This is a genomic window from Kribbella sp. CA-294648, assembly GCF_050943845.1.
Taxonomy (GTDB): domain Bacteria; phylum Actinomycetota; class Actinomycetes; order Propionibacteriales; family Kribbellaceae; genus Kribbella.
This window is the reverse complement of record NZ_CP191981.1, coordinates 7,115,279-7,135,814: the sequence shown is the minus strand read 5'-3', so window position 1 is coordinate 7,135,814 and position 20,536 is coordinate 7,115,279. Positions and strand designations below refer to the sequence as shown.

24 protein-coding genes and 1 tRNA gene are annotated in these 20,536 nt (G+C 66.7%); 13 read left to right on the top strand and 12 right to left on the bottom strand.

Translation table 11 applies throughout. The annotated features are described in order from the left end of the window. The first annotated feature begins 70 nt into the window (after positions 1-70). From eno to ACQPYM_RS33830, 4 genes are read left to right on the top strand one after another with little or no spacing between them, the layout of a single operon-like run. Positions 71-1,351 carry a phosphopyruvate hydratase gene (gene eno / locus ACQPYM_RS33845; protein WP_433008686.1) on the top strand — a complete coding sequence of 427 codons (1,281 nt, stop codon included), beginning with the start codon at positions 71-73 and terminating at the stop codon, positions 1,349-1,351. Positions 1,352-1,369: 18 nt separating this feature from the next. After that, the gene (locus ACQPYM_RS33840) at positions 1,370-1,981 is read left to right on the top strand and encodes an FtsB family cell division protein (RefSeq protein WP_433008683.1); all 612 of its coding nucleotides are present in this window, start codon (positions 1,370-1,372) and stop codon (positions 1,979-1,981) included. Beyond that, a complete protein-coding gene (locus ACQPYM_RS33835; protein WP_433008681.1) occupies positions 1,978-2,475 on the top strand; it encodes a DUF501 domain-containing protein in 498 nt (165 codons plus the stop codon). Before ACQPYM_RS33840 ends, ACQPYM_RS33835 begins: the two co-directional genes overlap by 4 nt. Before the next feature lie 49 nt (positions 2,476-2,524). Continuing rightward, entirely contained in the window at positions 2,525-3,412 is an 888-nt protein-coding gene (locus tag ACQPYM_RS33830) for an exopolyphosphatase (RefSeq protein WP_433008678.1), read from the top strand. Here ACQPYM_RS33830 and ACQPYM_RS33825 read toward each other — a convergent pair. Further along, complete coding sequence (locus tag ACQPYM_RS33825; protein WP_433008676.1) at positions 3,389-4,144, bottom strand: class I SAM-dependent methyltransferase; 756 nt, start codon at positions 4,142-4,144, stop codon at positions 3,389-3,391. The genes ACQPYM_RS33830 and ACQPYM_RS33825 overlap by 24 nt on opposite strands. Positions 4,145-4,198: 54 nt before the next feature. Between ACQPYM_RS33825 and ACQPYM_RS33820 the strand changes: the two genes are divergently transcribed. The 4 genes from ACQPYM_RS33820 to ACQPYM_RS33805 all read left to right on the top strand — a co-directional run bounded on the left by ACQPYM_RS33820 (position 4,199) and on the right by ACQPYM_RS33805 (position 8,444). Then, on the top strand, positions 4,199-5,029 hold the full coding sequence (locus ACQPYM_RS33820; protein WP_433008673.1) for a uracil-DNA glycosylase: 831 nt from the start codon (positions 4,199-4,201) through the stop codon (positions 5,027-5,029). Positions 5,030-5,269: 240 nt separating this feature from the next. Continuing rightward, a complete protein-coding gene (locus ACQPYM_RS33815) occupies positions 5,270-6,094 on the top strand; it encodes a type IV toxin-antitoxin system AbiEi family antitoxin (RefSeq protein WP_433008670.1) in 825 nt (274 codons plus the stop codon). Then, positions 6,081-6,911, top strand: coding sequence for a hypothetical protein (locus ACQPYM_RS33810; protein ID WP_433008667.1), 831 nt, complete (start codon positions 6,081-6,083; stop codon positions 6,909-6,911). Before ACQPYM_RS33815 ends, ACQPYM_RS33810 begins: the two co-directional genes overlap by 14 nt. Before the next feature lie 225 nt (positions 6,912-7,136). Next, complete coding sequence (locus ACQPYM_RS33805) at positions 7,137-8,444, top strand: NAD(P)/FAD-dependent oxidoreductase (RefSeq protein ID WP_433008664.1); 1,308 nt, start codon at positions 7,137-7,139, stop codon at positions 8,442-8,444. Here the strand turns inward: ACQPYM_RS33805 and ACQPYM_RS33800 are convergent, their stop codons facing one another. From ACQPYM_RS33800 to ACQPYM_RS33790, 3 genes are all read right to left on the bottom strand, one after another. Continuing rightward, positions 8,445-10,775, bottom strand: a complete 2,331-nt coding sequence (locus ACQPYM_RS33800) for a GH92 family glycosyl hydrolase (protein WP_433008662.1) — start codon at positions 10,773-10,775, stop codon at positions 8,445-8,447. Positions 10,776-10,838: 63 nt separating this feature from the next. Continuing rightward, the gene (locus tag ACQPYM_RS33795) at positions 10,839-11,504 is read right to left on the bottom strand and encodes a response regulator transcription factor (protein ID WP_433008659.1); all 666 of its coding nucleotides are present in this window, start codon (positions 11,502-11,504) and stop codon (positions 10,839-10,841) included. Then, on the bottom strand, positions 11,501-12,625 hold the full coding sequence (locus tag ACQPYM_RS33790; protein ID WP_433008656.1) for a sensor histidine kinase: 1,125 nt from the start codon (positions 12,623-12,625) through the stop codon (positions 11,501-11,503). Before ACQPYM_RS33790 ends, ACQPYM_RS33795 begins: the two co-directional genes overlap by 4 nt. A gap of 104 nt (positions 12,626-12,729) precedes the next feature. On the opposite strand from ACQPYM_RS33790, the gene ACQPYM_RS33785 reads away from it, so the two are divergent. Both ACQPYM_RS33785 and ACQPYM_RS33780 read left to right on the top strand, forming a co-directional pair. After that, positions 12,730-13,236, top strand: a complete 507-nt coding sequence (locus ACQPYM_RS33785) for a glycine cleavage system protein R (RefSeq protein ID WP_433008653.1) — start codon at positions 12,730-12,732, stop codon at positions 13,234-13,236. After that, a complete protein-coding gene (locus tag ACQPYM_RS33780; RefSeq protein ID WP_433008650.1) occupies positions 13,233-13,805 on the top strand; it encodes a peptide deformylase in 573 nt (190 codons plus the stop codon). The genes ACQPYM_RS33785 and ACQPYM_RS33780 overlap by 4 nt, the downstream gene beginning before the upstream one ends. 307 nt (positions 13,806-14,112) lie before the next feature. On the opposite strand, the gene ACQPYM_RS33775 is transcribed toward ACQPYM_RS33780, so the two are convergent. After that, on the bottom strand, positions 14,113-14,670 hold the full coding sequence (locus tag ACQPYM_RS33775; protein WP_433008647.1) for a hypothetical protein: 558 nt from the start codon (positions 14,668-14,670) through the stop codon (positions 14,113-14,115). Between the two features lie 522 nt (positions 14,671-15,192). Between ACQPYM_RS33775 and ACQPYM_RS33770 the strand changes: the two genes are divergently transcribed. Further along, positions 15,193-15,275 (top strand) — tRNA-Leu (locus ACQPYM_RS33770). A 581-nt stretch (positions 15,276-15,856) separates the two neighbouring features. Here ACQPYM_RS33770 and ACQPYM_RS33765 read toward each other — a convergent pair. From ACQPYM_RS33765 to ACQPYM_RS33750, 4 genes are all read right to left on the bottom strand, one after another. Further along, entirely contained in the window at positions 15,857-16,291 is a 435-nt protein-coding gene (locus tag ACQPYM_RS33765) for a DUF6941 family protein (RefSeq protein ID WP_433008645.1), read from the bottom strand. An 8-nt stretch (positions 16,292-16,299) separates the two neighbouring features. Further along, positions 16,300-16,674: a type II toxin-antitoxin system HicB family antitoxin gene (locus ACQPYM_RS33760; protein WP_433008642.1), complete on the bottom strand. Its 375-nt coding sequence runs from the start codon at positions 16,672-16,674 to the stop codon at positions 16,300-16,302. 19 nt (positions 16,675-16,693) lie between these two features. Further along, positions 16,694-16,936 carry a type II toxin-antitoxin system HicA family toxin gene (locus ACQPYM_RS33755; RefSeq protein ID WP_433008639.1) on the bottom strand — a complete coding sequence of 81 codons (243 nt, stop codon included), beginning with the start codon at positions 16,934-16,936 and terminating at the stop codon, positions 16,694-16,696. Between the two features lie 111 nt (positions 16,937-17,047). Further along, a complete protein-coding gene (locus ACQPYM_RS33750; protein ID WP_433008637.1) occupies positions 17,048-17,347 on the bottom strand; it encodes a hypothetical protein in 300 nt (99 codons plus the stop codon). Positions 17,348-17,601: 254 nt separating this feature from the next. Here ACQPYM_RS33750 and ACQPYM_RS33745 point away from each other — a divergent pair, with 254 nt between their 5' ends. Together ACQPYM_RS33745 and ACQPYM_RS33740 are read left to right on the top strand one after the other, a co-directional pair. Further along, entirely contained in the window at positions 17,602-18,177 is a 576-nt protein-coding gene (locus ACQPYM_RS33745) for a suppressor of fused domain protein (protein ID WP_433008634.1), read from the top strand. Between the two features lie 145 nt (positions 18,178-18,322). Next, entirely contained in the window at positions 18,323-18,907 is a 585-nt protein-coding gene (locus ACQPYM_RS33740) for a DUF402 domain-containing protein (protein WP_433008631.1), read from the top strand. A 45-nt stretch (positions 18,908-18,952) separates the two neighbouring features. Here ACQPYM_RS33740 and ACQPYM_RS33735 read toward each other — a convergent pair whose 3' ends face one another. The 3 genes from ACQPYM_RS33735 to ACQPYM_RS33725 form a co-directional block, all read right to left on the bottom strand. Then, complete coding sequence (locus ACQPYM_RS33735; RefSeq protein ID WP_433008629.1) at positions 18,953-19,309, bottom strand: hypothetical protein; 357 nt, start codon at positions 19,307-19,309, stop codon at positions 18,953-18,955. Between the two features lie 51 nt (positions 19,310-19,360). Beyond that, positions 19,361-19,891, bottom strand: a complete 531-nt coding sequence (locus tag ACQPYM_RS33730) for an AAA family ATPase (protein WP_433008626.1) — start codon at positions 19,889-19,891, stop codon at positions 19,361-19,363. Between the two features lie 75 nt (positions 19,892-19,966). After that, positions 19,967-20,524 carry a GNAT family N-acetyltransferase gene (locus ACQPYM_RS33725; protein ID WP_433008623.1) on the bottom strand — a complete coding sequence of 186 codons (558 nt, stop codon included), beginning with the start codon at positions 20,522-20,524 and terminating at the stop codon, positions 19,967-19,969. Between the last annotated feature and the right edge of the window lie 12 nt (positions 20,525-20,536).

Sequence of the window (20,536 nt, the reverse complement as noted above, 5' to 3'; positions counted from 1 at the left end):
CGGTCCACCGGGCCGGCTGGTCTGGCCGCTAGGCTCGGGGCTGACATCAGGTGTGAACAAGGGAGTAGATGTGGCCACCATCGAGGCCGTCGGCGCCCGCGAGATTCTTGACTCGCGCGGTAACCCCACTGTCGAGGTCGAGGTTCTCCTCGACGACGACACCGTAGCCCGGGCGGCAGTGCCGTCGGGTGCTTCCACCGGCCAGTTCGAGGCCGTCGAGCTGCGTGACGGGGACAAGTCCCGTTACGGCGGCAAGGGGGTCCAGAAGGCCGTCACGGCCATTCTGGAGGACATCGACAAGGAGATCGTCGGCTACGACGTCCACGAGCAGCGGCTGATCGACCAGGCCATGCTCGACCTGGACGGTACGCCGAACAAGTCCAAGCTGGGCGCGAACGCCATCCTCGGCGTCAGCCTGGCGGTCGCCAAGGCCGCGGCCGAGAGTGCCGGTCTGGACCTGTACCGCTACGTCGGCGGCCCGAACGCGCACGTGCTCCCGGTGCCGATGATGAACATCCTCAACGGCGGTTCGCACGCGGACAGCAACGTCGACGTGCAGGAGTTCATGATCGCCCCGATCGGCGCGGCGACCTACTCCGAGGCCGTCATGCAGGGCGCCGGCGTCTACCACGCGCTGAAGGCCGTGCTGAAGGAGAAGGGCCTGTCCACCGGGCTCGGCGACGAGGGCGGCTTCGCCCCGAACCTGCCGAGCAACCGCGACGCGCTGGACCTGATCCTGGTCGCGATCGAGCGGGCCGGCCTGCAGCCGGGCAAGGACATCGCGCTGGCCATGGACGTGGCCGCGAGCGAGTTCCACACCGACGGCGTGTACGCCTTCGAGGGTGGCAAGAAGACGACCGACGAGATGATCGCGTACTACGCCGAGCTGGTCGCGTCCTACCCGATCGTGTCGATCGAGGACCCGCTGAACGAGGAGGACTGGGCCGGCTGGATCAGCCTCAGCTCCCAGCTCGGCGACAAGATCCAGATCGTCGGCGACGACCTGTTCGTCACCAACGTCGAGCGGCTGCAGCGCGGTATCACCGAGAAGGCGGCGAACTCGCTGCTGGTCAAGGTGAACCAGATCGGCTCGCTGACCGAGACGCTGGACGCCGTCGACCTGGCCCACCGCAGCGGCTTCACCTGCATGATGAGCCACCGCTCCGGCGAGACCGAGGACACCACGATCGCCGACCTCGCGGTGGCGACCAACTGCGGCCAGATCAAGTCCGGCGCCCCGGCCCGGTCCGATCGCACCGCGAAGTACAACCAGCTGCTCCGGATCGAGGAGGAGCTCGACGACGCGGCCCGGTACGCCGGCCGTTCGGCCTTCCCTCGTTTCAAGGGCTGACCGACGTAAGCTGCTGAGATGTCCTCCCGCCGGGATCCAGGTGCGCGCCCAGGCTCGCGACCGACGAGTCGTACTCCGTCACGCCCACCTGCCCGCCGGGACGGCACCCAGCCGAAACGCCGGACGACGAGTGCCCCGGCCGGGCCACCCCGGACCCGGGGTTCTCGCAACCTCACCGGCCGGGCAGCCGTCGTGCTGCTCGTGCTCGGTGCGCTGATCGTCTCGTACGCGCAGAGCCTGCGGGTCTGGTTCGACCAGCACCAGCAGATCAGCACGCTGCAGCAGGAGATCCGCGACCGGGAGAAGCGGGTCGACCAGCTGGGCGACGAGGTCCAGCGCTGGAACGACGACGCCTACGTCAAGGCGCAGGCGCGGCAAAGGCTCGGCTGGGTGATGCCCGGCGAGATCGGCTACCGGGTGATCGGCGCGGACGGCAAGCCGATCGGCGCCCCGCCCGAGCCGGCCGGACCGGCCGATCCGCAGGCCGACGACCCGGAGAAGCCGACCTGGTACACCAAGCTCTGGGGCAGCGTCGAAGGCGCGGGCAAGCCGCCGGAGCCGGTGAAACCGGCGACGCCGAAGCCGACCCCCAAACCAGTTCTGACCGCACCACCGAAGGGCAGCAGGTGAGCGTCACCCCCGAGACCGGGTCGTCCAGGGACGCCACGGCCGTCAGCGAGCAGCTCGGCCGCCCGGCCCGCGGGATCCGCTCGATCGCGCACCGCTGCAGCTGCGGCCTGCCCGACGTCGCCGAAACCGAGCCCCGGCTGCCCGACGGCACCCCGTTCCCCACCACGTACTACGTCACCTGCCCACGACTCGCCTCGGCGATCGGCCGGCTCGAGGCGGAAGGCGTGATGAAGGAGATGACGGAGCGCTTGGGTGAGGACGAGGAGCTCGCTGCCCGCTATCGCGCCGCGCACGAGGACTACCTGCGCCGGCGCAAGGCACTGGGCGACGTACCGGAGGTCGAAGGCATCAGCGCCGGCGGCATGCCGACGCGAGTCAAGTGCCTGCACGTACTGGTCGGCCATTCACTGGCCGCCGGCCCCGGCATCAACCCCCTAGGCGACGAAGCCCTAGCCATGCTCCCCGACTGGGGCCGCCGAGGCCCCTGTGTCTGAGTCGTTGCGCGTTGCGGCCGTCGATTGTGGGACCAACTCGATTCGGCTGTTGATTGCCGACTATGCCGACGGGGAGCTCAGCGAGGTTGATCGGCAGATGCGGATCGTCCGGCTGGGGCAGGGGGTCGACTCGACTGGGGCGTTCGCGGCCGAGGCGCTGGCGCGCACCTTCGAGGCGTGTGCGGAGTACGCCGGGATCGTGCGGGCGGCCGGTGTCGAGCGGTTGAGGTTCGTGGCGACGTCGGCTGCGCGAGACGTGAGCAACCGGGACGAGTTCTTCGCGGGCGTGTCCGAGCGGTTCGGGGTCGAGCCGGACATCATCTCGGGTGCTGAGGAGGCGGCGCTGAGCTTTCGCGGTGCGACGAGTGGGCTGGCTGCGCTCGAGGTGCCAGGTCCGTATCTGGTGGCCGACATCGGGGGTGGGTCGACCGAGTTGGTGCTCGGCGACGCCCGCGGAGTACTGGCTGCCGAGTCGCTCGACATGGGGTCGGTTCGGATGACCGAGCGGCATCTGCACTCGGATCCGGCGTCGATCGAGGAGATGCGGGCCGCGACGAAGGATGTGGACGCGCTGCTCGACTCGACCTCCGTGCCGTTGTCGGAGGCGCGGTGTTTGATCGGGGTGGCCGGGACGGTGACGACGGTCGCCGCGGTCGCGCTCAAACTGACCGAGTACGACCCCGGCGTGATCCACCATGCCCGGATCGCGGCCCCTTTGTTGCTGGACACGACTTCGTGGTTGATGGGGTCGAGTCGCGCCGCACGTTCCGTAGTACCGGCGATTCATCCTGGGCGGGTTGATGTCATCGGGGCGGGCGCGTTGATTCTGCAGCGGTTGCACGACCGGGTTGCCGATGGGCTGGCTTTCGACGAGGTGCTGGTGTCGGAACACGACATCCTCGACGGAGTCGCGCTAGCCCTCGCGACGGGCGAGTAGCGAGAAGCTGTTGGGGAGGCGGCCCTCCCAGGCGGCTGCCCGGTGTCCGTCGGCGGGACGCCAGAACGGTTCGGCGTACTCTTCCAGCGCCTCGATCGCGAGACCCGCCCGGACGCACGCGGTGACGATGTCGCCCAGCGACCACTGCCACTCCTGAGCGCCGTTCGCCGGGAAGCTGTCGTTGATGTGCGACCTCGCGAAGTAACTGCGATCGTCCCGGATCCGTGGCTTGTCCTCGTCCCAGGACCACAACGGCACGGTCGGGTGTGCCTCGTACACATAAAGCCGGCCACCAGGCTTGAGCAGCCTCGCGACCTCCGTCGCCCAGGCCTGGATGTCGCGCATCCAGATGAGCGCGCCCTTGCCCGTGTAGACCAGATCCGCGCACCCGTCCCGGAGCGGGAGCGTCGGCACCTCGGCCACGACGTACTGGACTCCGACCTCCAGTTCACACGCCCTCCGCTGCGCCGCCGCGGCCGCCGTCGAGCTGTAGTCGACCCCCACCACCTTCCGCGCACCCTTCGCCAGCAGGTCCACGTCGTCGAGCCCATGCCCACTCTGCAGATGCACCACCACCGGAGCCTCAGCGAGCGTCGGCCCCAGCAACTCCAGCTCCCACGCCCTCAACGACTCCAGCCGCCGGGCCTCAGCCAGAAGCTCGTCGTACTCATCCACATGCTTCCGCGACGCCCGCTCCCACGCCACCCGATTGGCTGCCACCTCAGCGTCCATCCACGACATCTTTCCGGTCCCGGCCGGCCACGGCCACCCATATAACCTGGCTGGATGCGACTACCGCACCCGTTGACGGGGGAGTTGTATGAAAGTCCGGTGCCGCCGGGCACGGGCTGGCCCGAGGATCCGGCGGCGCGCAGTACGCCGGTTGCTCATGATGCGAACGAAGTCGTGGAGCTTGCGCAGACGGATGATTTGGCGGAGATCGACGCGAGAGTGTCCGTCTGCCGGGCCTGTCCGCGATTGGTCGAGTGGCGTGAAGACGTTGCCTTGAGCAAGCGAAAGTCCTTTGCCGACCAGCCGTACTGGGGTCGCCCGATCGCGGGCTGGGGTGCGGCCGAGCCTCGCGTGCTGATCGCGGGTCTGGCGCCGGCCGCGAACGGCGGCAACCGGACCGGTCGCGTCTTCACCGGCGACCGCTCGGGCGACTGGCTGTTCGCCTCGCTCTACCGGGTCGGCCTGGCGTCCCAGCCGACCAGCGAACACGCCGGCGACGGCCTCCACCTGCTCGGTGCCCGGATGATGGCCGCGGTCCGCTGTGCCCCACCCGCCAACAAGCCGACCCCGCTGGAGCGCGACACCTGCGCACCCTGGTTCCACGCCGAACTGAAGCTCGTCCTGCCGACCACCCGGGCCATCGTCTGCCTCGGCAAATTCGGCTTCGACGTCCTGCTCAACGCGCTGCAGGCGGTCGGCGGCCAGGTCCCGCGCCCCCGCCCCACCTTCGGCCACGCGGTCGAGTACGCCGTACCGGGCCCGTACGGCGAAGTCACCGTCCTCGGCTGCTTCCACCCCAGCCAGCAGAACACCTTCACCGGCAAACTCACCGAACCCATGCTCGACGCGGTCCTCACCCGAGCCAAAACCATCGCCGGGCTGTAATGGACATGTGTTCAATTTCCGAGCGTGTTCAGCTAGATTGAACATGTCAAAATATTGAACGGAGTGAACAACAGGGTGGATTCGGAGATCGGCGGGCTCCTGAGGGAGCAGCTAGAGGCAGTTGGATTGCGGATTGACGGGCCGACCTTGTCAGAGGTGGTCGAGGCTGGGGAACCGCTGACTGCCAACCTGAGCCGTCGCGGGACGCGGCGGTCCTACTGGCTGAGCTATCAACCGGATATGACTCTGACGGAGGTCAGCAGACTCAGGCACTGGGCCGGCGAGCGCCCGCTGCTGGTGCTTGGCGAGCGAATCTCCGAGCGGAGTGCGAGTGCCCTCCGAGATGCGGACATCCAGTACCTCGACAGTGCGGGTAACGCCTACATCGCCTTCGAGGATGTCCTGATCGACATCAGGGGACGGCGCAGTCCTCTGCCGAGACTGAGGCCGGCTTCGTCGGCCCGTTCGGTCAACCTGTTCAGCCCGCGCCGGGCGCGCGTCGTCTTCGCGCTCGTCACTTGGCCGCAGTTGGTCAAGGCGAGTATCCGTGAGCTTGCGACCGTCGCAGGCGTGTCGCCAGGACTCGCGCACGACTCTCTCGACCTGCTGGCGCAGAACGGATATGTAGGTTCCGGTCGGCACCGTGAGTTGCGTGATGCTGAAGACCTCCTGGATCACTGGACTGCCGCCTATTCGTCAGGCTTGGCACCGACCCTCGGGCTACGGGAGTACTCCGGCGACATCGATCAAGTGCGGTCCGCGAATCAGCCGATCTTCGTCAGTGGAGAGTCGGCCGTCCCGCGGATGATCCGGCCGGTCTCTCTCACGATCTATGTCGAGCAGTGGGACCCGATGCTGGCGCTCGTCAACCGCTGGCGCTCCGACGAACGGCCGAACATCTCGGTCAGGCAGAAATTCTGGAACGAACCCGAGCCCGCCAAGGAGTTGTCGGACGGGATGCTGCTGGTGCCGTGGACCTTGGCGTACGCCGATCTGATGGCGACCGGCGAGTCGCGCCAGCGGGACATCGCTCGCCAACTGAGGGACGAGCTTGCTGCGTTTTGACGATGTTGACGTCCGACAGCTCGACCTTGCCCGCCTGGTCGTCGAGGAACTCCTGGAACTGGGTGACCTCGAACCGGACCACCTCATGATCGTGGGAGCTTCGTGCCGCGACATCCTGCATGCGGGTTTGGGGCACGATTTCGCGCTTCGAGCGACCACGGATGTCGACGTGGCCATCGCGCTTCCTGCGTGGGCGCCTTTCGAGACACTGACCCAGCAGTTGCAACCGACCGGTTCCAACGGAATTCGCTACCTCGTCCGGGAGATCGCCGTAGATCTCATGCCCTTCGGTGAGGTGGAAGATCCGGTAGGCACAGTGATGCCGGCGCGGCGGGCGGAGGATATGAATGTCTTTGCCTTCAGTGAAGTCTTCGAAGGAGCGTTGAAGCTCTCGTTGAGATCGGGTCTCGAGGTCCGGATCCCTGACCCGGCCGGGTACTGCGCGCTGAAGCTGTCCGCCTGGGCGGCTCGCTGCCCGGGCTACGAGTACCGGGACGGAGCCGACATTGCAGCAGCGCTCTACTGGTACGCGGAATCTGATGACATCAAGAATCGCCTCTTCGAGACCGACGAAGGCAGGGCGATCCTGCTGGCCGCGGACTTTGACCAACTACTGGCCTCCGCGGAACTGCTCGGACGGGACGTTGCCGTCAAGATCGGGCCGGAGCGAACTCGCGAGCTGGAGGCCAGGTGGCCGCCCCTGGTCCGGAGCCGACTGGTGGGTGAGTTGGGGCACGAGACCATCCCGCGGTGGACTTCAGATCTCGTCCGCCGCGAGGTGGTCATCGAGAGGCTCTGCGCCGGACTCTGGGACTGACCGTCCGGCACCCCTCCTGAGCCGAGCCAAAACCATCGCCGGGCTGTAATGGGTTATCGCTAGGACTGGGTACGGGGCAGGACGCAGGATAGGGGACGTTGGTCCCCCGGATGAGGGACTTCCGGTGGTTGAGATCACCCGCCAGAGGGTTTGTGAAAGTTTTCACGAGCGCGTTATGCTGAAGCGGACATGAAGTTGGAGCATCCACTCAGGGAGAGTGAAGCAATGGCAGCCCAGGTACCGCACATCCTCGTCGTCGGAGGCGGTTACGTCGGGATGTACACCGCCTACGGCCTGCGCAAGGCCGCCCGCCCGGGCAAGATCCGGGTCACCGTGGTCGACCCCCGCTCGGTGATGACCTACCAGCCGTTCCTGCCCGAAGCGGCGGCCGGTTCGGTGGAGCCGCGGCACGTCGTGGTGCCGCTGCGCAAGACCCTCAAGGGCTGCCGGGTGGTCACCGGCCGCGTCACCGGCATCGACCACGACCGCAAGGTCGCCAAGGTGATGCCCGAGGAGGGCCCGGACTACGAGCTCGCGTACGACCAGGTCGTGATCGCGATCGGCTCGATCGCCCGGACGCTGCCGATCCCGGGGCTGGCCGAGGAGGCCACCGGGTTCAAGAACGTCGAGGAAGCGATCGCCCTGCGCAACAAGGTGCTGGACCGGCTCGACGTCGCGTCCTCCCAGCCCGACCCGGCGCTGCGCAAGTCCGCGCTGACCTTCGTCTTCGTCGGTGGCGGATACGCAGGCATCGAGGCGTTCGCCGAGCTCGAGGACATGGCCCGCTACGCCACCCGGTACTACGACAACATCCAGCCCGAGGACATGCGCTGGGTGCTCGTCGAGGCGACCAACCGGATCCTGCCCGAGGTCGGCCCGGAGCTCGGCCAGTACACCGTCGAGCAGCTGCGCAAGCGCAACATGGACATCAAGCTGGAGACCCGGCTGGAGTCCTGCGAGAAGGGCCACGTCGTGCTCAGCGACGGCGAGGAGTTCGACTCCGACACCATCGTCTGGACGGCCGGCGTGAAGGCCAACCCGGCGCTCGCCGCGACCGGCTTCCCGCTGGACGAGCGCGGCCGGGTCAAGTGCCTGGCCAACCTGCGGATCGAGGGTGTCGACGACGCCTGGTCCGCCGGTGACAACGCCGCCGTACCGGACCTGACGGCGGAGCCCGGTGTGTACTGCGCACCGAACGCACAGCACGCAGTACGGCAGGCCAACCGGCTCGCGGCGAACATCCTCCGGGTGGTCGACGGTCAGGAGCCGCAGGAGTACAAGCACAAGTACGTCGGCTCGGTGGCGAGCCTCGGCCTGCACAAGGGCGTCGCCCAGCTGTACGGCGTGAAGGTCAAGGGCTGGCCGGCCTGGTTCCTGCACCGGACGTACCACGTGTCCCGCGTCCCCACCTTCAACCGCAAGGCCCGGGTCATCCTGGACTGGACCCTCGCGCTGTTCTTCCGCCGCGAGGTCACCAGCCTGGGGAGCCTGCAGACCCCGAACGACGAGTTCCGCCGGGCTACCGGCAGCTGATCAGTAGTCGATGGGAGCGGTACCCCAGTTGGTGGGGGCCGCTCCCATCTGTACGTCGATCCGCCCGCCATTCGTGATGAACGACTCGGGTAACCAGGACTCGGCGCGCGCCTTCCCGTTCAGGCTCAGCGATTGCACGTACTGGTTGGCATCCGAGGTCTCCGGTGCCGTGATGGTGAGTCGTACTCCGTTGCTGCGGTGAAGCTCGACCTTCGGGAACAGGGGACTCCCGACGAGCAACTCGGCCCGCCCCGGCGTCTGCGGGAACAGCCCGATCGCGGCGAACACGTACCAGGCCGACAACGTCCCCAGATCGTCATTCCCGGGCAGCCCCGACGGTCCGGTCCCATAGACCGTGTCGACGATCTCGCGAGTCGTCGCCTGCGTCTTCCAAGCCACGCCCAGTCCGTTGTAGAGCCAGGGCGTGTGCAGCCCCGGTTCGTTGGTCGGGTCGTACCGCAGCGGACTGCCGCCCTTGACCGCCCAGTTGCCCGCGGCATCGTGGAAGAACCCGTCAAGCCGCGGTACGACGTCACTGCCGATCGCCGCCGCGAGCCCGGACACGTCCTGCGGCACCATCCACGTGTACGTCGCACTGGATCCCTGCGCGAATCCCACCTCGGTCGACGGGGTGAACCCCGGCTGCCAGGTCCCGTCAGCCTTCCTTGCCCGCTGGTAGCCGACGGCCGGATCGAAGGTGTTCTTCCACCAGCTACCGCGTTCCGCGTCGAACTGCTTCCCGAGCCGCGATCCCCACTGGGCAAGGGAGAAGTCGGCCAGCGAGTTCTCCAGCGTCTCGGCCGCGCCACCCCAGCAGTGACACGCGTCCTGCGGCGCAAAGTGCTTTGCCAGATAGGTGTTCAGAGCGGGTCGTTGCCCAGTGCATTGCCCCGGGCAACCGCCGTCGTTCTCCGCGTCGGCGTTCTGAACCGTTGCCTGCCGCACCAAGGAGTCATAGGCGCCCTCGGCATCGAAGTTCCGCACACCCATCGCCGCGAAGGTCGCCAGCGTCGGCGCCGCCGGATCGCCGGTCATCACGTGGGTCGGGCCGTTGTTGTGCAGCCAGCGATCCCAGATCCCCTTGTTCTGCTGGGCGAACTGGTACATCGACTGTGCGAAGTCACCCGCGATGTCCGGCTTCAGCAAGGCCAGCAGCTGGATGTGCGCCCGGTATTGGTCCCACCCCGAGAACGTCCCGTACTGCGCCCGCTGTCCCTCGGCGAGGCGGTGGATCCGCTGGTCGCTGCCGAGGTACTGACCGTCGACGTCGTTGAAGATGTTCGGCTGCAGCATCGCGTGGTAGAGCGCGGTGTAGAAGGTGGTCCGCTGCGCTTGGCTTCCGCCGGTGATCCGGACCTTCTGCAACTCGTTCTTCCACTGCTTGTAGCCGTCGGCGGCGATCCGGTTCACGGTCGCGTTCGGGCGCACCTCGGCGGCGAGGTTCTGCTCCGCACCTGCGAGGCTGACGTAGGAGATGCCGATCCGCATCCGCACCTTCGCACCGGGCGCGAAGCTGACGTAACCGCCCGAGCCGCGACCAGCCCGGTCCGCGCCCGTAGCGTAGCCCTCGCCGCCCGTGGTCCGGGTGCCGCCCGGCGTGATCGTGCTGTCCTTCCACGTCCCGGTCGCGACCACAGGCTGGTCGAAGGAGGCGGTGAAGTAGAGCCGGTAGTACGACTTGCGGTTGTTGATGCCACCGTTGGCACGCCGGCCGCAGAACGCGCCGGTCAGCACGGAGCCCGTCACCTTGCGGCCGGCCGCGTCGAGGGTGATCTCCGCGTCCTCGCTGCCGTTGAGCGAGTTCGACGTACGGAAGAGCAGATGGGGCCGGCCCTCGCTGGGGAAGGAGAAGTCGCCGACGCCCGCGCGGGTGGTGACCGCGAGATCCGACTTCACCCCGTTCGCCAGCGTCACGGTGTACCGGCCGGGCTTGGCGACTTCGTCCGCATGGCTGAAGTTGCTCGCGTACTTCGCGTCGGTGGTGTCGGCCGTCGGCGAGGTGTCCACCGCACCGACGTACGGCATGATCGGCACGTCACCGGCCGCGCCCGGATTGCAGCCGGCGCCGTTGACGTGCGTGAGGCTGAAGCCACGCACCCGCGTCACGTCGTACTGATAGCCGTTGGCCGCGCCGGTACTGGTCTGGTCGCCGCGCGTGCTGGTCGGGCTCCACGAGATCATCCCGAACGGGCGGACCGCTCCGGGCCAGGTGTTCCCGTCCCGGGCGGAGCCGATCAGCGGGTCGACGTACGAGGCTGGATCCACCGAGGCTTCAGCCGGTACGGCGGGCAACAGCAGGACCAGAGCGAGACCACCGACGAGCAGGCGCATGGAGAACCTTCCGGGACGGGCGGGAGGGTTCGAGGCTAAAGCGGTTGAGTGAAGCGGCGGTGATCAGCGCGTGTCGTCGAGGAGGCCGGCGTCGTGGACGAGCAGGGCGATCTGGACGCGGTTGTTCAGGTCCAGCTTGGTGAGGATGCGGGAGACGTGCGTCTTCACCGTCGGGATGCTGAGGTAGAGGGTCGCGCTGATCTCGGCGTTCGACTTGCCCTCGCCGACGGCCACGGCGATGTCGCGTTCGCGGTCGTTCAGGTCCTTGAGGCGGTTGACGGCCTTGAGTTTGCGCTGGTCCTGGCCGGAGGCGGCGACCCGGTTGATCAGCCGCTTGGTGACGACCGGCGACAACACCGGCTGGCCGCTCGCGACCCGGCGTACCGACTCGACGATCTCCGCCGGTGGAGTGTCCTTGAGGATGAAGCCCGCGGCGCCCGCGCGGAGCGCGCGCAGTACGTGCTCGTCGGCGTCGAAGGTGGTCAGGATGACGACCTCGGGCGCTTTCGGCCGTCGGCGGACCGCCTCGGTGGCGGTCAGGCCGTCCATCCCGGGCATCCGGATGTCCATCAGCACGACATCGGGGGAGAGCCGGTCGATCAGGCTCTGGACGCCGCTGCCGTCGCCCGCCTCGCCGACCACCCGGATGTCGGGCGCACCACCGAGCATCAGCTGCAGGCCGGCGCGCAGCAGCGGATCGTCGTCCACGATCAGTACCCGAATGGTCATGCCGGCCACGGTAACCAGGCGGCGAGCCGGAACTCGCCCTCGGGGGTCCGGCCGTGTTCGAGCCGGCCGTCGACGAGCTGGGCGCGTTCGGTCAGGCCGAGCAGTCCCTGACCGTCGCCGAATCGCTTGCTGGGCGCGGGATTCGTCACTTCGACCTTCAATCCGTTGCCTGGTGCACCGATCACCTGGATCCGCACCGCCTGGCCCGGAGCGTGCTTGAGCGCATTGGTCAGACCTTCCTGGACGATCCGGTACGCAGTCCGCCCGACGTGGTCCGGAGGGTTGCCCGGGGCATCGAAATTCAGCTCGACCGGTACGCCGGCCTGGCGGGAATCCTCGACCAGAACCGGCAGATCGGCGAAGGTCGGCTGGGGGAGTTCGCCGACCGGCGCGCGGAGTACGCCGATCACTTCGCGGAGGTCCTGGAGGGCTTGGTGCGCGCTGGCCCGGATGGTCTCCGCGGCGCCGGCGACCTCCTGCGTTGTCGCGTCCGGGCGGTAGGCCAGGGCACCCGCGTGGACGCTGAGCAGGGACAGTCGGTGCCCGAGTACGTCGTGCATCTCGCGGGCGATCTCCTCCCGGGCCCTCATCTGGGCCTGCTGTGCCTGGAGGCGGGCCACCGCCTCGGCTCGGTCTGCGCGATCGCGGAGGGTCTGCAGGAGTTGCCGGCGGGACCGCAGGTACAGGCCCCAGCCCGCCAGAGCCACGTAGATCAGGATCGCCCAGAGGGCGACTTCCCTCGGCGTCTCGGCCTTCTGCCGGACCTCGATGTAGATCATCAGGCAGATCAGGTTGAGGCCGAAGATCATCGCGGTGGTCCGGAACGGCCGGTAGATCGCCACGGTGAGGATCAGGAACAGGGTCGCGATCCCGGCCGTGTCCGAGAACGTCCCGAGGAGCGCCGAGATCACCCCCAGCTGGACCGGCCACCGGCGCCGGAACCAGAGTGCCAGGCACAGCGCCATTCCGGCCCAGAAGTCGAGCGCGAGCAACCAGGGGGCGATCGGGTCGCTCTTGCCGTCGTCGTACAGGAGGAACCCGCCGAACACCGCGACGAGAAAGCTGAGGCTGTCGACCGCCCAGTCCCGGACGCTGCGTCGAGGGCCTTCGGATCCGACCATGAGGACGAAGATAGCCAGACTTCCGCGCCTCCGGGGCCGGTTGACCGTGTCCGGATACCGAAGTCGTGGCGGGTCGAGACTTTGGTCCGGGTAGGTTTTCGCCCATGAGTCAGCTCGCAGTCACCGTCATCGGCCCGGATCGCCCGGGCATCATCGCCGACGTCACCGAGGCGCTGGCGCAGACCGGCACCAACCTCGAAGACTCCACGATGACGCTGCTCCGCGGCCATTTCGCCATGATGATCGTCTGCACCGGCCCGCTGGCCGAGGTCCGCGAGGCGCTCGAGCCGCTGCGTGGGGAACTGGTCATCACCGTCCGCGAGATCGGTCCCGAACACGCCCACGCGCCCATCGGAGCGCCGTACCTGCTGAGCGTCCACGGCGCCGACCGGCCGGGCATCGTCTCCGCGGTGACCCGGATGATCGCGAGCGTCGGCGGCACGATCACCGACCAGACGACCCGGCTGAGCGGCTCGCTGTACGTGCTGACCGCCGAGGTGGAGATCCCGGCGACGGCCGAGCTGGGCATGCTGCAACGCGCACTGGAGATCACCGCCGAGGAACTCGGTGTCGGCGTAACCCTGCGCCCGGCCGAGAGCGACGATCTGTGAGCTCGCAAGCCGCGCACCCCAACCAGGCTCTCGCCAGCTGGAGCCCAGCCCAACTGGGCCTCGTCGGCGACGTACTGGAGGTAGTCCAGGCGCCTCATCCCGTGCTCGCCACTGAGGGCGCTGAGGTCGACCCGCTGGACCCGGTGATGGTCGCGCTGGCTGCCGATTTGGTGGCGACCATGCGGGTATCGCCGGGGTGCGTGGGGCTGGCGGCGCCGCAGGTGGGGGTAGCGGCCCAGATGTTCGCCCTGGACGTGACCGGCCATCCGAAAACCCGCACCTGCCACGGCGTCTTCGTGCTGTGCAACGCCGTCATCGTGGAAGCCACCCGCCAGGAGAAGGCCCGCGAGGGCTGCATGTCGGTGCCAGACCTCACCGGAGACGTCAAACGAGCCACCCGCCTGACCGTGACAGGCGTCCTGCCCGGTACGAAGGACGAGGTCACCCTGACCACGGACGCCTTCGAAGCCCGCGCAATCCAACACGAAATCGACCACTGCGCGGGTGCTTTGTTTCTGGACCGCGTCGCAGGCGCCCACGCCATCTACCCCCGAAAGGTCTACCTGTAGGCCCCCGGCGACGGCTTCTGCCCCGTACTCCTCATCCGCGTACGCACGTCGCCCCACCCACCCCCTCGTCTCGCCGTGGGCTATTGCGGGTGCGCGTCAGGCGCAGGCCGACTCTGGCTTCCCCGCCCACCCACCCTTTGGGGTGAGCGCCAAGCGTGGGCGAAAGCTGGTTTCCCCGCCCGCCCACCCTCCCCAGGCGGCGGCAGCGGCTCAACCAACGCCCACTCATCGTCGGACAGCTCCGAGGGATAACACGACCTCGCATCACCCCGGCATCCTGACCGAATCAACCACTCAAAACACGCACTCAGGCAGGTGGGCGCCGGGCCGCGAAATACTGGTTGAACCGCCTCAGGAAGACCAGCGGAATGGATGCGACCATCGCGAGCAGAGCCAGGGCGCTTCGCGCGTAGTCCAGTACGAAGTACGAACTCGGGAACTCGAAGAATGGGGGTATGTAGCCGGTCGTGAAGCCCTGGGTGTCGCCCCGGGTCAGCGCGACGAGGCTGGACAGGGCCCACAGGGAGGCGAGCACGGTCATCGTGATCCGCGCCCAGTGCCGGCCGCTACGCATCTTGAGGCCGAGCAGGATCCAGAGCCCGCTCAGGAGCAGGTCTCGGACCGTGAAGAAGACGAACAAGGCGAGCAGAGGCCCGTTCACCTTGTCACGGAGTTCGACCATCGACGCCTGAACGTCCCCGCCCGTCGTGCCGAACACATCGTCCACAGCCCTCTTCACGACCACGAAGGCGGCCACGTTGAGCACGATCGCCACCGGCGGCACCACAACCGCGATCCAAAACGCGACCTCGACCGCGACCGGCCGCCTGCCGGTGAACCCGTACGAGCGCAGCGGCGAAGACATGCGACAGAACTATAGGGCTCCGCCTCCGCTCGCCGTCACGACCGCCGGGCAGGGAACGGACGCAGGCGTGGCTGACCGCCCACCGGCGATTCGCCCGCGACTACGCCCGAAAGGCCTACCTGTAGGCCCCCGCTGACGGTCTCTGCCCCGTACTCCCCATCCGCCGACCCACATCGCCCCACCCACCACCTCATGTCGTCAAGGGCTATTGCGGGTGCCGTCAGAGGTAGGCCGACTGTGGTTTCCCCACCCGCCCACCCTGCTGCTGCCCGTCAAGCGTCAGCGGGAGCTGGATACCCCGCCCGCCCTCCATGCGGTTGAGCATCAAGCGCTGGCGGAACCTGGTTTCCCGCCCGCCCTCCCCGGGTGCGAGCGTCACGCGGTGTCTACCCTGCCGGGACCGCTGCGTCTGCGCCGAGCTGATCCACCTCAATCGCCTGTCCGGACATACCCACCGCACCCGACCTGCTTACCCTGTGTCCGTGGCCAGCATCTACTTGTAAGGTGCTCCTCTGGTCTCACGCCCGGGTGGCGGAACGGCAGACGCAGCGAGCTTAAACCTCGCGGCCCTAACAGGCATACGGGTTCGAATCCCGTCCCGGGCACACGGAACCTGACTGCGAAATACAGGCGGTCTGACAGACCACGGCTGTCGCGGTTGCAGGCGCGGTTGCAGTCGGCGCAGTGTCAGCCGTGTCCTCCGACCGCGGGCGTCAGAATCTCCAGCCCTCTCGGCCCCCTCCGTCCATCGAGATCTGACAACTTTCTGTACGGCTTCAAGACGGGCCCCTCCAGGGCCCGAAAGGCGCGCCGCCACCGAAGGACCGGGGGAGCGGGGCAGCCTCCGGCTCCTCGCCTAAGGGCTCGTCGGCCCCGTCCCCCGTTGGCTTGGCGCGCACGTGCCAAAGGTGCCGGTCGCAGACAGCAGAACTCGCCATCAACGATCGACACCCTGTGATGTAGCCACTCGCAAATCGGCCGGCCACTCGCCGCCGTGGTCCAGGCCGCCCGCCCTCTGATCCTGAGCTACCGCATCGCCCCGCTAGCAATCATGGAAGGGACGGTCCGGCCCGGCACGCGTCAAGGGCGCCTTCGGCGTCGCTTCGCGATCGAGCCCCTTGACCCGCACCGAACCAAACCTAACGTCGGCAGCTATCGGGGCGATGCGGGAGGACTGCCCGCATCCTCAGGTTTGAGGGGCTTGGTTCATTTCCGGGGATGGTCGAGTTGAGAAGGACAGATGCCAGTCCTCTTGCTCTTCCCCATTGATCTGAAGGTGCCACGAATACCTCTTGCCGGGAGCGAGCGCGAGGACGGGGATGTTGATCGCAAGCGGGACATCGATCGGCGTACCTTGCTTTAAGCCTGCTGGCCGACCGACCTCGAATGAGCCCCGCACCTCTATGGCTGTGTCACCAGCCGGACCAGGCTGCGTCACGGGCTCGCCGTCCTCACCCAGAAGTCTCATAAATAGCGCAAACGGCTCATTTGTCCGATCCCAGGGAACATCGAACTTCAGGGCCAACGCTGAGGTGAACGGCCCAGGACCTGTGACACTCCATCCGCCACCGGAGATGAAGAGCTTGCCGTCCGCCACCTGCACATGGTCGCACAGCAGCATCGTGACTCTTATTGCCATCCAGCTAGCTCCAGGTGCTCATTGACCTCGGCTTCCAGTCCGTTTGACGATTGCACCGGAAACGCGAACCCGTAGGACATGAAGGCAGAGAAATGTTGGCGAACGACATCGCCCGAGCTTGCACCTATGCCGAGCGGTGCCGTCAGTGACTTTCCCGCAGAAATCTCAGCAACAACAACCGCACCGCTAGACGATGTCTCAAGAAGCTCAATGTCCTCGGTCTCTAGATAGAAAGGTAAACCATCTTTAACAAGACCGCGGACCTCAGCCAAACTGTCACCGACCACGACATACCCACTAATGTCCGGTGAGTCCGCCCACCAACCATCTAATTCATGATGGTATTGAATGCGAATTGTTTTCACTGCAAGGCCTCCCTTCTATCTATAGCAAATCCAGCGCTTCATCTTCATCCAAGCCGACGCTGTCAACCAGGATCTTCCTGACTACTCCCGGCGGAACTGTGGCACCCGAGTGATAGGAGTACAAAATTTGAGGTCTCCCCTCGCTCCGAAGCACTCGATGCGACCCGTTCTGCCTCACGATCTTGTACTTCAATGGCGCCCGCAGCAGTACCGCCAACAGTGCATCAGCCTTAACTGACGGGAACTGTGGCACAGCGAGCATCGTGCCATGGCGTCTCGCGACTGCATAGAGCTCAAGGCCCACCACCCCCCGTGACTGCGACTGGCACATGCTCCACATCTCCAGTGTGCCCTGAAGCGCAACCGAGAAGCATCATGTAGGGGGTAGGATCACGAACGCAGTCGGTCGGTCCGCGCTGGACAGGTCGGTCAGGTCGGTCAGGTCGGTCAGGTCGGTCAGGTCGGTCAGGTCGGTCAGGTCGGTCAGGTCGGTCAGGTCGGTCAGGTCGGTCAGGTCGGTCAGGTCGGTCAGGTCGGTCAGGTCGGTCAGGTCGGTCAGGTCGGTCAGGTCGGTCAGGTCGGTCCGAAGGGCTCGGTATCGACCACGGCTGCGCTTGAATGGCCCCGTTCTGACGTCGTTGCCCCAGTTTGGAACGATGAGGCGCGGTTGCATTAGCGGTTGCAGTTCACCCCTGTTCATCAGTGATCGATGCGGTGCTGGCCGAGCTGGCCACGACTCCCGCGAACGTCTATGGACGGGCAAGGATAAGGTCAGGTCGAACTTAAACCTCGCGGCCCTAACAGGCATACGGGTTCGAATCCCCGGGCACACACGGCACCTGACCCAAGAAGTACCGGCAAAGTGACCATGGCTTTTCGCGATTGCCTGCGCGGTTGCAGCGCCCGTCCTCCGCATAGAGTGATCTGGTGCCAGACTTCCCGCCTTGTGATGACGTCTGCGGCGCTCTCGAGGAACACGTCAGGCGCTACTTTGCGGGCCGAGCCATCGACGCGTTCACGTGGCCGGCTGGGCCCATCCACGAACAGAATCCTCACTTCAGGGTTCTTCGCGTCGCACCAGCAACCGCCGCCGACGTCTGGACCTACGTCTCCGTGGGCGGCTGGGCCTCGACCGATGGAGATTTCGGTCTCGAGTTTCTGATCTGCACGGCCGCTGCCGAGGACCGCGCTGTGGAACTGCTGGCGATGACGGTCTTCTACAACCGCGGAGGGAAGCTCGGACTGGCGCACACGCTGCCGATCGGTGAGCCGTGGCTCCCGGGGTCAGTTTGCGACCACCTACTGATCAGCCTCCCGTACCCCTACGGTCCCGAGTTGCAGACGTGCCACGTTGGTGATCGTCACGTCGAGTTCTTGTGGCTCCTTCCGATCTCCGACGCGGAGCGAGACTTCAAGGTCGCCTCGGGCCTGGAGGCCCTCGAATCGCGTTTCGACGAGGTCGGGTTGAGGTATTGGCAGGCCGATCGAGCCTCTGTGGTCTGACCGCAACATACTCAGCTGCCGCGATCCGCGCGCTCGACTGTCGCAGATCCCGAACCTCATGGCTGGGCTGCGGCGGTCGTAGCATGGCTCGATGTTCTTTGGTTCTGGTCGGTCGATTGCTCGCCGGGATGTGCATCGTAACGGGATGATTGCCGCGGTGGAGACTGCGCGGGTCGTGCGGGACGACGCGGAGGCGCTGCTCACCTGGACTGCAGCCGGGTCGGACTGCATGTTGCGTGGCACTCGGGATGGCGCGTCGATTCGGAAGATGTCGGTGGCGGAGCGGGACCGCACGCCGTCCATGCTCTGGCCGCGGCGGTGGGAAGGCCGGCACGTGCTGATCCGCACCGAACCCGGGGCCGACCATTCGGTGTGGTGGTTCTTCGACCTGGAGATGAGGTTCGAAGGCTGGTACGTGAACCTGGAGTCTCCGGTGCGCCGCTGGTCGGCCGGGTACGACATCCTCGATCACGCGCTGGACATCGTGGTCGCGCCCGATCGCAGCTGGTCCTGGAAGGACGAGGACGAGCTGGCCGAGCGCACCGATCACCCGGCGTACTGGACGGCAGCCGAGGCCGACCGCGTCCGCGCCGCCGGCAAGCGCGTCATCGGCGACATCGAGGCCGCCCGCTTCCCATTCGACGGCCAGTACACAGACTTCCGCCCCGACCCGTCCTGGGCCCCAGCCGACCTACCCCCGTACTGGGACACCGAGGTGGCGTCCCACTGATCTCAGTGCGGGCAACGCTCAGCCGATGGGCTGACAGGAGTACGTCTAGGTGAGCGGCATCCGGCGGCCGACGCCGATCTCCTCAGCCTCGTCATTGGTGACAATGGCGAAAACACCCTGCGGGATGCCAGGCAATGCGGCCACGTCGCCGGCCACGGTGAGGAGGATGTCTTCGCTGGCCCCGGTGATGAAGTACAAGTACTCGTCGCCGAGTTCTTCACCATCGTCGTATACCTCGAAGGTTCCTTCGTCCTCCCGCTCGGTGAGGTACTCATCGACCTCGAAGATCCAGGGACACGGATAGTCATCCGGGATGATGGCTGTACTCCGCGGCCAGGTGGTGCCGGGCGGCAGACCTGTGCTGACGAGCGGTATGTGAATCTCGACGATGAGCTGCGCCATGATCGGATCCTAGGGACTGGGCAGGCCGTAGTTCAGCACACCGTCCTCGGCCTATGGGTTCAGGTAGAAGTCGACCTTTGGTAGGGCTTCGGGCAGGGGCTGGTGCATGTCCAGTTGGAGGTAGTTTCCTGGGGGTCGTTGGATGCGATTCATCCCATCGCGGAACAGCGCCTCGCCGTCCGCCAGTTCGTTGCCGAGGTCTAGTGGTGGATGGTTGACGCCGCGGCGGTGGCTTCTGAGTCGCGGTCGTTGGCGAAGCCTTTCGTCGAGGATCTTCAGGTCACGAACCTGGCATTCGATGTATCTGTAGGTCGCGTTGTGCTCCCTGGCGATTTCCATGCCCTCGGTCAGGATCCTCGGCCAGAAGCATGGGCTGTCCATGACTACGGGATGCCCTTGAGCGAGCACGTGGCGGGCCTGCGCATACATCACCTCGTACGCCGCCTTGGTACTACTGGCCAGGTCGAAGCCGGCGCCGAGAAGAGCGGACTTGATGACGTCGTAGTCCACGGCGACCGCACCGAACGTGTGTACGACGTGGGCCGCGACGGTGGATTTCCCCGAACCTGGAACGCCAGACATCTGCAGCAGGAACATCGGCCCCCGCCCTCCATTCGTGGCTCGCCGTCATTCATTGGGTGGTGCCAGCCGTTGGGATTAGCTCGGTGGTTCGCCGGGGGCGCGGTTGTTGAGGATTCGGTGGTAGAGGGTGCTGTCTCGCCAGGCGTTGTTGATGTGTAGGTAGTTGCGGGCCAAGCCGTACTGCTCGAAGTTGTTCTTGGTGAGGACGCGTTGGGATGCGGTGTTCTCGGCGTTGGTGCTGGCTGCGATTCGGTGCAATAGGAGGTCGGCGTCGGCGATCTCGCAGACGGTTGCGACGGCGGCCGAGGCCAGGCCGCGGCCTACGTTCGAGGCCTCGATCCAGTAGCCGAGGTCGCCGCTGCGGAGGGCTCCGGCGACGATGTTGGACAAGGTTGCGGTTCCGATCAGGCGGTCGCCGGCTACGAGCACCCACGGGATGGTGTTCTCCCTGGAGAGCAGGTCCTCGAATCGCGCTGTCTGGAAGTCCGGTTCGTACCACTCGGGTGGGCGGCGCGGTTCCCACGGTGCCAGTTGCTCGCGGCTGCGCCACTGCGCCGTACAGAACGCGGCGGCGTCGCTGAGTTCGACAGGTCTGAGCAGTACTTCGGTCGTCAGCGGACGCGCGAGATTCACCTGAGCACCCTA

What these genes read in the sequence shown, in the direction of transcription:
- ACQPYM_RS33840 (WP_433008683.1), top strand. Translation starts at nt 1,370, where the DNA reads ATGTCCTCCCGCCGGGATCCAGGTGCGCGCCCAGGCTCGCGACCGACG.
- ACQPYM_RS33825 (WP_433008676.1), bottom strand. Translation starts at nt 4,144, where the DNA reads ATGGACGCTGAGGTGGCAGCCAATCGGGTGGCGTGGGAGCGGGCGTCG.
- ACQPYM_RS33820 (WP_433008673.1), top strand. Translation starts at nt 4,199, where the DNA reads ATGCGACTACCGCACCCGTTGACGGGGGAGTTGTATGAAAGTCCGGTG.
- ACQPYM_RS33815 (WP_433008670.1), top strand. Translation starts at nt 5,270, where the DNA reads ATGACTCTGACGGAGGTCAGCAGACTCAGGCACTGGGCCGGCGAGCGC.
- ACQPYM_RS33805 (WP_433008664.1), top strand. Translation starts at nt 7,137, where the DNA reads ATGGCAGCCCAGGTACCGCACATCCTCGTCGTCGGAGGCGGTTACGTC.
- ACQPYM_RS33800 (WP_433008662.1), bottom strand. Translation starts at nt 10,775, where the DNA reads ATGCGCCTGCTCGTCGGTGGTCTCGCTCTGGTCCTGCTGTTGCCCGCC.
- ACQPYM_RS33795 (WP_433008659.1), bottom strand. Translation starts at nt 11,504, where the DNA reads ATGACCATTCGGGTACTGATCGTGGACGACGATCCGCTGCTGCGCGCC.
- ACQPYM_RS33790 (WP_433008656.1), bottom strand. Translation starts at nt 12,625, where the DNA reads ATGGTCGGATCCGAAGGCCCTCGACGCAGCGTCCGGGACTGGGCGGTC.
- ACQPYM_RS33785 (WP_433008653.1), top strand. Translation starts at nt 12,730, where the DNA reads ATGAGTCAGCTCGCAGTCACCGTCATCGGCCCGGATCGCCCGGGCATC.
- ACQPYM_RS33775 (WP_433008647.1), bottom strand. Translation starts at nt 14,670, where the DNA reads ATGTCTTCGCCGCTGCGCTCGTACGGGTTCACCGGCAGGCGGCCGGTC.
- ACQPYM_RS33765 (WP_433008645.1), bottom strand. Translation starts at nt 16,291, where the DNA reads ATGCTGCTGTGCGACCATGTGCAGGTGGCGGACGGCAAGCTCTTCATC.
- ACQPYM_RS33755 (WP_433008639.1), bottom strand. Translation starts at nt 16,936, where the DNA reads ATGCTCGCTGTGCCACAGTTCCCGTCAGTTAAGGCTGATGCACTGTTG.
- ACQPYM_RS33750 (WP_433008637.1), bottom strand. Translation starts at nt 17,347, where the DNA reads ATGCAACCGCGCCTCATCGTTCCAAACTGGGGCAACGACGTCAGAACG.
- ACQPYM_RS33740 (WP_433008631.1), top strand. Translation starts at nt 18,323, where the DNA reads ATGATTGCCGCGGTGGAGACTGCGCGGGTCGTGCGGGACGACGCGGAG.
- ACQPYM_RS33735 (WP_433008629.1), bottom strand. Translation starts at nt 19,309, where the DNA reads ATGGCGCAGCTCATCGTCGAGATTCACATACCGCTCGTCAGCACAGGT.
- ACQPYM_RS33730 (WP_433008626.1), bottom strand. Translation starts at nt 19,891, where the DNA reads ATGTCTGGCGTTCCAGGTTCGGGGAAATCCACCGTCGCGGCCCACGTC.